Origin of the sequence: Nocardioides sp. TRM66260-LWL (genome assembly GCF_020075545.1) — a bacterium.
Lineage (GTDB): Bacteria > Actinomycetota > Actinomycetes > Propionibacteriales > Nocardioidaceae > Nocardioides.
Genome location: NZ_JAIQZK010000012.1, coordinates 43,210 through 53,200 on the forward strand (window position 1 = coordinate 43,210; position 9,991 = coordinate 53,200).

Genomic DNA, 9,991 nt, shown 5'->3' on the forward strand with positions numbered 1-9,991 from the left:
CGGCAGCAGACTAGCCAAGGTGTTCGCTGTTGAGCCGCAGAGCGTTGGTGATCACGCTGACCGACGACAGGGCCATCGCTGCCGCAGCGATGATTGGGGAGAGAAGCAGCCCGGTGAAGGGGTAGAGCACGCCGGCGGCGATCGGGATTCCTGCAACGTTGTACACGAAGGCGAAGAGCAGGTTCTGCCGGATGTTGCGCATCGTCAGCCCGGAGAGCCGTCGGGCGCGGGCGATTCCCATCAGGTCGCCGTTGAGGAGAGTGACACCTGCGGACTCCATGGCGACGTCGGTGCCTGAGCTCATGGCCAGGCCGACGTCGGCCGCGGCCAGTGCCGGGGCGTCGTTGACGCCGTCGCCGGCCATCGCCACGACCTTGCCCTGGGATTGGAGTTTCTGGACGACCTCAGCTTTCCGGTCGGGCAAGACGCCGGCCTCGACGTGCTCGATCCCCAACGTGCGGGCGACCGCTTCGGCCGTGGTGCGATTGTCGCCGGTGAGCATGACGACCTCGACGCCCTGGTCGCGCAGGTCTTTCACCGCGGCGGGAGTGGTGGGTTTGATCGGGTCGGCGATGGCGATCACTGCCTGGACCTGGCCGCCGACCGCGATGAAGATCGCAGTCGCGCCGCTTGCGCGGAGCCCCTCGGCGCGGGCTGCGAGTGGGCCAGTATCGACGTGCTCACTGGCGAGGAACTCCGCGCTTCCCAAGCGGACCGTGTGGCCCTCGATGGTGCCGGTCACGCCGCGGCCGACAGGTGAGTCGAAATCGCTGACCTGCGGCAGGGTGAGATCGCGGGATTCGGCTGCTTCGACAATGGCGCGTGCGAGGGGGTGCTCCGAGGGGCGTTCGACCGCCGCCGCCAGTCGCAGGACCTCGTTCTCCGTGACGTCGATCGCCGGTGCGAGTTCGATCCGCGTCACGGCCGGGCGCCCCTCGGTCAGCGTTCCGGTCTTGTCCACGACGACAGTGTCGACCTTCTCCATGCGCTCAAGTGCTTCGGCGTTCTTGATCAGGACGCCGTTGGCGGCACCCCGTCCAACGCCGACCTTGATGCTGATCGGTGTCGCCAGTCCGAGCGCGCAGGGGCAGGCGATGATCAGGACCGCCACCGCGACGATCAGGCCGTGGGCGAATCGGGGGTCAGGTCCGACGAGTAGCCAGACGATGAAAGCCACGAGGGCGATTCCGATGACGGCGGGCACGAAGATGCCTGCGACCCGGTCGGCCATCCGCTGGATAGGTGCTCGGGAACGCTGTGCCTCGGCGACCAGGGACACGATGCGCGAGAGCATCGTGTCCGTGCCGACGCGCTCGGCGGTGATGACCAGGGCGCCGGTGGTGTTGATGGTGCCGCCGATGACGGTGTCGCCGACCTGCTTGGTGACCGGCATCGACTCACCGGTCACAAGTGACTCGTCCAGCGTCGAGCGGCCCTCGATCACGCCGCCGTCGGTGGGGACTTTCTCGCCAGGACGGACCCGTAGGCGGTCACCGATCTGGACCTCATCCAGTTCCACCTCCTGCTCGGAGCCGTCGGCGGCGATTCGTCGCGCGGTCGTCGGTGTTAGGTCCAGGAGAGCTCGGATCGCTCCGGAGGTCTGCTCCCGGGCACGAAGTTCGAGGACCTGGCCTAGCAGCACCAGCACGGTGATGACCGCGGCCGCTTCGAAGTACACGTCGACCGCGCCGGTGGCCATGCCGTCGCCCATGTCCTTGCGGAAGGAGGCGGGGAAGATCCCGGGCGCGATGGTCGCGACGACGCTGTAGATCCAAGCGGTGCCGGTGCCCATCGCGATCAGCGTGAACATGTTGAGGTTGCGGGTGCGAACAGAGGCCCAGCCCCGTATGAAGAACGGCCACCCGGCCCACACCACGACCGGCGTCGCGAGCGCGAACTGGATCCAGTTCGAGGTCTGCGCGCTGACCATGTCACCGATGAAGCCGAAGAGGTGGCCGCCCATCTCCAACACGAGAACGGGCACGCTCAACGCGAGACCGATCCAGAACCTGCGGGTCATGTCCCGCAGCTCGGGGCTTGGCCCGTCATCGAGCGTCACCGTCACCGGTTCCAGCGCCATTCCGCAGATCGGGCAGGCGCCGGGCCCGGGGCGGCGGATCTCGGGATGCATCGGGCATGTCCACTCGGTCGAATCGCCAACCGCCACTTCCGCGGCACCGGCGGTCGCCGGTTGCGCGTCGCGGGCGGTGCCGGTGTCCACCGGATGCGCGCGGGCGACGTTCTCGGACCGCGGTTGGGTTCCCGGTGTCCCGCCGTGGTGGTGATGGTGGCTTGTCAACGGTGTCGAGGGTGCGGCGGCAACGTAGGCGCCGGGGTCGGCCACGAACTTGGCCCTGCAGCCAGGTGAGCAGAAGTGGTAGGTATCGCCGTCAAAGGTCGCGGTGCTCGTCGCGGTGGTCGGGTCGACACTCATTCCGCAGACGGGGTCCTTCACGGCGGGCACCGCAGGGACGCTGTCGCCGGCTTGCGAGGGGCTGCTCATGGAGCCATCCTGTCCGCCCGCTTCGCGTGGGTGAAGAAAACCGCAACCCGGGCAGGCGGTCTTAGTCAAACCTTCATCGTTCCTGCGGTGGAATCACAATCCGGCGTCGGCAGGCTGCGGTTTGTGATGATGGGTTCGGGTGGCATGTGGCTGTGGATGATCCTCGGCTTGGCCGCGCTCTGGGCGCTGGTGGCATGCGCGATCCGGTGCACGATCGGCCCTCGCAAGTCCACGCCGGAGCAGGACCCGATCAAGGTCCTCGACGCACGGCTTGCTCGTGGGGAGATCACCTCCGAGGAGTACCGACGCGTCCGCGACCTCCTCGCGACCGGACACTGACCGACCGTTGACCGCGCACTGAAACGAGCCCTCCGACACATGGATCTTTCCCGCCGGACACTGGTGCTGGGCGGCCTCGCGGCCGCTGGCGCCGGCGCCCTGTCCGCCTGCTCGGGCAAGTCCACGGCCACCTCGGGCCTAGTTCTCCCCTCCCAGTCCGCGTTGACGCCGAGGGCTGGCCAGAACGTGGTCACCAAAACCCTGGTCGCAGAACCGACGACTCTCGATCTCGGCGGGCCTAAGGTCGCCACGTGGGCCTACGGCGACACGCTTCCCGGGCCACTGGTGCGGGCCACTGCCGGCGACCTGCTGCGGATCACCCTGGACAACCAACTGCCCGCCGAGTCCACGATTCACTGGCACGGGATAGCGTTGAGAAACGCGGCCGACGGCGTCCCCGGCCTCACACAGAACCCGGTCTCCGCCGGGAAGAAGTTCGTCTACGAGTTCATCGCACCCGACCCCGGCACCTACTTCTACCACCCGCACGTCGGAGTCCAGCTCGACCGCGGCCTCTACGCCCCGCTCATCATCGATGACCCAAACGAGGCCGGCGACTACGACGCCGAATGGATCGTCGTCCTCGACGACTGGATCGACGGGACCGGCACCACCCCCGATCAAGTGCTGGCCCGCCTCACCGCCCCCGCGCCGCCCCCCAGCTCATCCTCCACGGGCATGGACGGCATGGATATGTCGGACTCCCCCATGGGCGGCATGGACATGTCCGGCATGAACGGCGGGATGAGCATGGGCTCGAGCGACTCGCCGTTCGGCGACGCCGGCGATGTCACCTACCCCTATTTCCTGCTCAACGGCCGCGTGAACACCGCACCGGAGGTGCTCTCAGCCAAGCCCGGGCAACGGGTCCGGATCCGTGTTATCAACGCAGCAGCCGACACCATCTTTTCAGTAGCGATCGCTCAACACCACCTCACGCTCACCCACACCGACGGGTATGCCGTCCAGCCGCAAGAAGCCGCAGCCTTCTATATCGGGATGGGAGAACGGTACGACGTCACCGTCACATTGAAAGATGGGGTGTTCCCGCTCGTGGCCAAGCCCGTCGGCAAGGACGGCGTCGCGCTGGGGTTGATCCGCACCGGACCGGGCAAGCCGCCGTCAGCCGAACAGGCCGCAATGATCCGCGAGCTTGGTGGAAGGGTTGTACTCGGCTCCGACCTGCAACCCGCTGAATCCTCGCGGCTGCCGGCAAAGGACATCGGGCAGACCGTCACCCTCAACTTGAGCGGCCAGATGAGCCCCTACGCGTGGGCGATAAACGGAGCGCCGTACGGCAAGAACAATCCGGTCACCCTCCAGTCCGGCAAACGGGTCGCAGTACAGCTCAACAACACGACCATGATGACCCACCCGATGCACCTGCACGGACACACGTTCGCGCTGCCCAACGGCCTGCGCAAGGACACCGTGCTGCTCGAGCCGATGCAGAACATGGCTGTCCAACTCGAGGCCGACAACCCCGGCAACTGGATGGCCCACTGCCACAACATCTATCACGCCGAGGCCGGAATGATGGCCGCCCTCGTCTACGACAACGCCAGCTGAGCCACCCGATAGCCGCCGACGACGCCGACCCACCACAACCCCGCAGCCACCCGACTAGGAGAACCACCGTGCGCAAGAAGAGCATCACCCTGGCCGCACTCGCGGTCGCCGGAAGCCTCACCCTCGCCGCCTGTGGCAGCAGCGACTCCATGGGCAACATGCCCGGCATGGGGTCGTCCTCGACCTCATCGTCCCCGACCCCGAACAGCTCGTCGATGGCGGACTTCAACGATGCCGACGTCACCTTTGCGACCGACATGATCCCGCATCACCGTCAGGCAGTCGAGATGGCCAAACTCGCCGAGACCCGCGCCGCGAGCCAGAAGGTCAAGGACCTCGCCATGCAGATCATGAACGCGCAGGACCCGGAGATCCAGACGATGTCGAGCTGGCTGACGGCCTGGGGCAAGCCCGTGCCCGCGGACATGGGCGGTATGGACATGTCCGGATCGATGCCCGGAATGATGAGCAGCTCCGACATGGCCGACCTCAAGAAGGCAAGCGGCGCCGACTTCGACCAGATGTTCCTGACCATGATGATTGCCCATCACCAAGGCGCGATCGAGATGGCCAAGACAGAAGAGACAGGCGGCATGAACACCGACGCGATCGCGCTGGCCCAGCAGATCGAGGCGGCGCAGACCACGGAGATCACCACCATGAAGGGGCTGCTCAAGTAGCACCCCGACCGGCCCCGGCGACCCAGGTCGCCGGGCTCCGGCTTTGAGGAGTTGTCGACCATGCCCGTGATGTCAGTCATCGAAGGTGCCTTCTGCCGCAGTGGGCCGTGGCGTTCGTTCGCGCGCCGCCGCGTCCTGCCATGGGCCTTGGCCGGCCACCCGCTCTCGGGTGATGTCCTCGAGATCGGAGGCGGCAGCGGAGCCATGGCCGCAGGCGTGGCTCGCGCTTACCCGGGCGTCCGCCTCACCGTCACCGACGTCGATGAGGCAATGGTCGCGTCCGCCGGTGAGCGCCTCGCACCGTTCCCGCAGGTCGAGGTCACCCTTGCCGATGTCACCAATCTGCCGTTCCAGACGGCACGCTTTGATGCGGTGACGTCCTACTTGATGCTGCACCACGTCATCGATTGGGTGGATGCCCTCGCCGAGGTCGCCCGGGTCTTGAAGCCGGGCGGGGCCTTGATCGGGTACGACCTGACCGACACCCGCCTCGCACGCGCCATCCATCGAGCCGACGGCTCGCCCCACCGGATCATCGCCCCCGACGAACTCCGTGACGGACTCAGGGTCGCCGGATTCACAGAGATCACGATCCGTCCGGCGTGGCGGGGGCACCTGATGCGCTTCCATGCCCATCGGCCCGGCGCGAGCTGATGCACCAGAGTCTTCTAGAGCCTCAATGCGAGGTCCGTGGCGTCGGGCATAAGGCCGACCCTGACGTTCCGCTCGTCGGGCTGGGAGTTAGGCACTCGTTGCCCGGTCGTCGACACGTAGCGGTCGAAGGTAGCCTGCTCGCCCGGATCCGGCCCCAAGGCCGGTGAGCGGGAAGCATCGGGCCGTTCGAGACGGCCGTCGGCGGGCCAGGCGCCGTCGTGCTCCCGCAGCCGCGGCCGCAACTGCCGTCCTGGTCGTCGCGGTAGCGCTCACATTGCGACTTACGATCAGCGCCACCGACCCAATCGCCCAGGTCACGGCGAACGACAGCACGGCCGCGGCGGGCCCGAGTCCGAGCACCGCACCCGAGTCCGGGACAACCCCGACCTCGGGTATCGATGCACGTACTTCGCGAACGGCCCCCGCCGCGTCGGCAACCCGCATCCCGCCGTCCCAACGTTTGGTGCCCGAACAGGGGTCCGGCCATTTCACCGTGGCGGACGGAAGGTCAAAGGCGGTTGGGCACGGCGAGCTGGTGACCTACAGCGTCGAGGTTGAGGCCGGACTCCCGATCAGTCCCGAGGCACTGACACGCGTCGTCGACAAGGTGGTGGGCGATGCGCGGGGATGGACCGGCGTCAGCGGCCACTCGTTTCAGCGGGTCGCGATGAATCCAGACTTCCGGATCCGCCTCGCCACGCCCCGGATGACGGACGCGCTGTGCTCACCGCTCGAGACCGCTGGCAGGTTGTCGTGCCGCAACGGCGAGTACGTCGTTCTCAATGGGTGGCGTTGGGAGAACGGAGCCACCTCCTACAACGGCCAGATCACCGACTACCGCCGCTACATGATCAATCACGAGTTCGGGCATGCCCTCGGCTTCGGGCACCGCACGTGTCCTCATCCGGGAGCGCCAGCCCCGGTCATGCTCCAGCAAACCAAGGGCCTCGACGGCTGCCTAGCAAACCCCTGGCCCGCGATCACCAGCGGTTGACTACTATGCGACCTAGTAGAGAGAGGGTTGACATGCTTCTGGCGCGACGGCTAGCTGTCGGGATCCTTGCCGCTGCGGTCACCGCACTGGCGATCGGCATCCCGACCGGCATCATCCAGACCTCCTTCTATCACCGCATGACCCCCGTGTTGTGGTGGAACTACCCGGTCTGGGCTCTCTCAGCGGTCCTGACCGGCGCGCTCGTGGCTACCTATGTCCGCGATCCCGCCGTGGAGGTCCCCGCGACGCAGGGCGGCAAGACCTTCGCGGGCAGCATGCTCTCGCTGTTCGCGGTCGGATGCCCGATCTGCAACAAGTTGGTCGTGACGGCCATCGGGGTCAGCGGCGCACTCAACTGGTTTGCGCCCATCCAGCCTGTCCTCGCGCTCGCGTCCCTCGGGCTTCTCGCCTATGCGCTGTGGGCGCGGCAGCGCACCGCAGCTTCGTGCCGCGTCGTCCTCAGCTCGACCGGAGGATGAAAGCACAAAGAACGCTCGGGGACGCGGCGGCAAGATCATCTCGCATGAGCGGCGAGATGCCTACGCACTGCTGCAACTCGAGGCGCTGGCCGAGAAGCTGGAGAGCAAGACCAAGGTCGGTGACCTCGCGACCGCCGCCAAGGCTGCCGAGGCCAAGTCCCGGGATTGGCTCGCCGTGCTGGCTCGCTGCTTCCAGCTCCAGGACGCGATCGCGGTCCTCGAGCTCGACCGCGTCCTTGAGACCGCACCAGAGGACCTCGACGGGCACCGTCTGGGGTTGAGGGCCGCGCGAGGGGATCGGCTCGCGACGATCGCCCGCAGCACCGAGCAGCTGATGGCTCGCCTCGACGCAGCGGCCAGTGTGGCGAACACGAAGGTGCTCGCACACCCGTCCAAGTCGCGTGCAGTGGTCCATTCACGCAACCACGTCGGCACCTCAGTGCTCGACTTCCAAGGCCTGTTGGGGATCGAGTCCAGCAGCGAGCCCGTCGACGCACGCCGCTGGGTCGATGCCGCCTCCGAGGTCCGGGACAAGGCGTTCGTCGCGGGTGCCGAGGGTGTCGATGCCGCGAAGCGGTTCGGCAACGAGACCCGCGACCGGGCACGGTCGGCAACCCATCGGCTCTCGGGTGAGATCTCCCAGCGCACCCGCCGCCGTGGCGCCGACCACGACGCCACCGATGACCAGGACACGGGGCTCGAAGTCGGAGACTGAGCCCAACCAGGGGCCCGGCTTATTCGACGATGCGGAGGTCGGGGCGACGCCGCCCGCACGGCATCGTCGCCGGGAGGCTCTGCGCGGCCTCGACGACAGCGTCAGCGACGATCCGAGGGAGGTCGCCGGGCGCGTAGCTCAGTGCGGTACGGGGTGTGACGTCCATCAGTTCAGCGACGGCATCGACCCGGTTGCGGAGGATCTGGTCGACGACGTCGGCGTCAAGGTCAATGTGGCGGGCGCGTAGCTCGACTTCGACTGCTCGCGCGAGCTCGCCGAACAGCTGGGTGCGTCGGGTAAGGGCCACGTCGACCACCATAAGGAACTCGGGTGCCTCTCACAGCCGAACCGGGGTGACAGTGCACTCGTCGGCGTCACAGGCACCGGAGCTTCCGTGTTGCGGGGACAGGACCTCCCGGTGGATGCGATGCTCCCTGTTGAGAGCCCGCTGGTGTCCCGAGACCACCGCGGGCTCTCAACGCGCCCAGACGGGTGCCCGCGTTTCAGCGGAGACCGGTGTCCTTGGTCAGCCGGGCTGTGACGTCTCGGACGGCGTCACCGATCGAGACCGGTGCTCGGTCGTCGTCTCCGAGCTGGTCGAGCAACTCTTCCACGGCGGGATCGGGCAACTGCGGGGTGCAGTAGTCGACCCACATGCCGGTCGCCTCTCCTAACCGGTCATAGCTCGCGCCGCTGCCTGACGGTCCGAGCCAAGTGAGGGCGGCGTCTGCCACCGCGACCGCGAGGCGGGCTGCGTCCTCGTCCATGACATCGAAAGCGCGTCGAGCGGCGCGGCGCAGTTGGGCCGCGATCTCGTCGTCGGGCTGCTCGCCGAGATGGGGCGCCCGGTAGGCAGCCCAGTGACCGGCGGCGAGGACGAGACGCCGGTAGGCCTCCGCGTCGGCGCGCGCATGGAGCCAGGCCGCTGCGGCAACCGCTACCTGCCGCGCCCGCAGCACCTGCTCGTCGTCCATAACCCCGTCAGTGTCAACGACGGGCGGCCCGGGCGGAAGACCCCCGGCCAGCCGCCGCAGCGGCGGCAAGGACGTTCGCGTCGGCCGAAGGAACTCGGTGCGGTGACGTCCGATCCAGCGGCGCCCCGGTTGCTTGTCCCTCTAGGAGCCCAAGATCTGGAGGAGACGGACTCATGAACCAGCCCACGAACACGATGCCTGCCGGCGGAAGCCCTGAGCATCCGGTGGTCACGCTGCGTGAGCAGCTCACGCAGGCCCTCGGCGCGGCAGGTCAGCTCCGTGCGATCCTCGCGACTCTTGAGGACCCTGGCCGCCGGGTTGGTGAGCGGCGGTGAACCGGCGCGGCGTGCTCGCGGCCGCCGAGGCGGTCTTCGATGCCGAACGGGCCTTGCGGAGGGCAGCCGACACCGTCGATGCGCTCGGCGACGTCGCGGCGTCCTCGCTCAGGGTGCTCGACGAGGCTGCGACCGACACCTTCTACGCGCACCAGGAGGAGCGTCGCGACTTCTACCTGGAGTCCGCCGGCGAGCACCTCGCGCGTCTGCGGAACCGATCCGGTGTGATGAACGAACTCGGCGAGGACCTGACGCGCCACCTGACGACGGCGAGCAACGCGATCGAGCAGGCCGGCCACGAGATCAGCCGCAGCACCGACACCAACGACCATGACAACGAGATCCAGGCGCTGAAGACTCAGATCGATGTGCTCGGCGAGGTCGTGTCGCTGGCCCGGCCCGTGGCCGAGCAGATCACCCGTCACGCACAGCACGCGGCCGAGTCCGCCACCGCGACCGATGCGCTGATGCTGCTCGACTCCCGCGTCCACGACACCGGCAAAGAGATGAACCGCGCCGACGAGGGCGTGTCGGTGATGCGTTCAGTCATCGAGCACGCCCAGAGCCGCGCCCACACCTCCGCCGCGCTCGCGGGCTCGCTGACCTACGCAGCAAGCCACCCGACTCCGCCGGACGCCGAGACCCACAGGCCGGGCCAGTCCGGCATCGCCATCTGAACCGTCCGCGGTCTGGTGACTGGTCTGAAGCCACGAGAGGGTGGTTGATGTGCCAGCACCGAGGAAGTACCC

General features: G+C 67.7%; 12 protein-coding genes. 9 read left to right on the forward strand and 3 right to left on the reverse strand.

Annotation, left to right across the window (positions count from 1 at the left end; genetic code table 11):
• Positions 1 to 10: 10 nt before the first annotated feature.
• Positions 11 to 2,503, reverse strand: a complete 2,493-nt coding sequence (locus K8Z61_RS18080; protein ID WP_224131661.1) for a heavy metal translocating P-type ATPase — start codon at positions 2,501 to 2,503, stop codon at positions 11 to 13.
• A 30-nt stretch (positions 2,504 to 2,533) separates the two neighbouring features.
• Here K8Z61_RS18080 and K8Z61_RS19460 point away from each other — a divergent pair, with 30 nt between their 5' ends.
• From K8Z61_RS19460 to K8Z61_RS18115, 7 genes are all read left to right on the forward strand, one after another.
• Positions 2,534 to 2,842 carry an SHOCT domain-containing protein gene (locus tag K8Z61_RS19460; protein WP_224131663.1) on the forward strand — a complete coding sequence of 103 codons (309 nt, stop codon included), beginning with the start codon at positions 2,534 to 2,536 and terminating at the stop codon, positions 2,840 to 2,842.
• A gap of 39 nt (positions 2,843 to 2,881) precedes the next feature.
• Entirely contained in the window at positions 2,882 to 4,411 is a 1,530-nt protein-coding gene (locus K8Z61_RS18090; protein WP_224131664.1) for a multicopper oxidase family protein, read from the forward strand.
• 68 nt (positions 4,412 to 4,479) lie between these two features.
• On the forward strand, positions 4,480 to 5,091 hold the full coding sequence (locus tag K8Z61_RS18095) for a DUF305 domain-containing protein (protein ID WP_224131666.1): 612 nt from the start codon (positions 4,480 to 4,482) through the stop codon (positions 5,089 to 5,091).
• Positions 5,092 to 5,160: 69 nt separating this feature from the next.
• The gene (locus K8Z61_RS18100; RefSeq protein WP_224131668.1) at positions 5,161 to 5,745 is read left to right on the forward strand and encodes a class I SAM-dependent methyltransferase; all 585 of its coding nucleotides are present in this window, start codon (positions 5,161 to 5,163) and stop codon (positions 5,743 to 5,745) included.
• 463 nt (positions 5,746 to 6,208) lie between these two features.
• Positions 6,209 to 6,739, forward strand: a complete 531-nt coding sequence (locus tag K8Z61_RS18105) for a DUF3152 domain-containing protein (RefSeq protein ID WP_224131670.1) — start codon at positions 6,209 to 6,211, stop codon at positions 6,737 to 6,739.
• Positions 6,740 to 6,771: 32 nt separating this feature from the next.
• A complete protein-coding gene (locus tag K8Z61_RS18110) occupies positions 6,772 to 7,218 on the forward strand; it encodes a hypothetical protein (RefSeq protein ID WP_224131672.1) in 447 nt (148 codons plus the stop codon).
• Positions 7,151 to 7,933 (forward strand): hypothetical protein, encoded by a 783-nt coding sequence (locus tag K8Z61_RS18115; protein ID WP_224131674.1) that lies wholly within the window; start codon positions 7,151 to 7,153, stop codon positions 7,931 to 7,933. Before K8Z61_RS18110 ends, K8Z61_RS18115 begins: the two co-directional genes overlap by 68 nt.
• 19 nt (positions 7,934 to 7,952) lie before the next feature.
• On the opposite strand, the gene K8Z61_RS18120 is transcribed toward K8Z61_RS18115, so the two are convergent.
• Positions 7,953 to 8,240 (reverse strand): hypothetical protein, encoded by a 288-nt coding sequence (locus tag K8Z61_RS18120; protein ID WP_224131676.1) that lies wholly within the window; start codon positions 8,238 to 8,240, stop codon positions 7,953 to 7,955.
• Between the two features lie 196 nt (positions 8,241 to 8,436).
• Positions 8,437 to 8,907 (reverse strand): hypothetical protein, encoded by a 471-nt coding sequence (locus K8Z61_RS18125; protein ID WP_224131678.1) that lies wholly within the window; start codon positions 8,905 to 8,907, stop codon positions 8,437 to 8,439.
• A gap of 173 nt (positions 8,908 to 9,080) precedes the next feature.
• Between K8Z61_RS18125 and K8Z61_RS18130 the strand changes: the two genes are divergently transcribed.
• Together K8Z61_RS18130 and K8Z61_RS18135 are read left to right on the forward strand one after the other, a co-directional pair.
• On the forward strand, positions 9,081 to 9,242 hold the full coding sequence (locus K8Z61_RS18130) for a hypothetical protein (RefSeq protein ID WP_224131680.1): 162 nt from the start codon (positions 9,081 to 9,083) through the stop codon (positions 9,240 to 9,242).
• Entirely contained in the window at positions 9,239 to 9,919 is a 681-nt protein-coding gene (locus tag K8Z61_RS18135; protein ID WP_224131682.1) for a hypothetical protein, read from the forward strand. The genes K8Z61_RS18130 and K8Z61_RS18135 overlap by 4 nt, the downstream gene beginning before the upstream one ends.
• Positions 9,920 to 9,991: the final 72 nt, after the last annotated feature.

What these genes read in the sequence shown, in the direction of transcription:
- K8Z61_RS18080 (WP_224131661.1), bottom strand. Translation starts at nt 2,503, where the DNA reads ATGAGCAGCCCCTCGCAAGCCGGCGACAGCGTCCCTGCGGTGCCCGCC.
- K8Z61_RS18090 (WP_224131664.1), top strand. Translation starts at nt 2,882, where the DNA reads ATGGATCTTTCCCGCCGGACACTGGTGCTGGGCGGCCTCGCGGCCGCT.
- K8Z61_RS18100 (WP_224131668.1), top strand. Translation starts at nt 5,161, where the DNA reads ATGTCAGTCATCGAAGGTGCCTTCTGCCGCAGTGGGCCGTGGCGTTCG.
- K8Z61_RS18110 (WP_224131672.1), top strand. Translation starts at nt 6,772, where the DNA reads ATGCTTCTGGCGCGACGGCTAGCTGTCGGGATCCTTGCCGCTGCGGTC.
- K8Z61_RS18115 (WP_224131674.1), top strand. Translation starts at nt 7,151, where the DNA reads ATGCGCTGTGGGCGCGGCAGCGCACCGCAGCTTCGTGCCGCGTCGTCC.
- K8Z61_RS18125 (WP_224131678.1), bottom strand. Translation starts at nt 8,907, where the DNA reads ATGGACGACGAGCAGGTGCTGCGGGCGCGGCAGGTAGCGGTTGCCGCA.
- K8Z61_RS18130 (WP_224131680.1), top strand. Translation starts at nt 9,081, where the DNA reads ATGAACCAGCCCACGAACACGATGCCTGCCGGCGGAAGCCCTGAGCAT.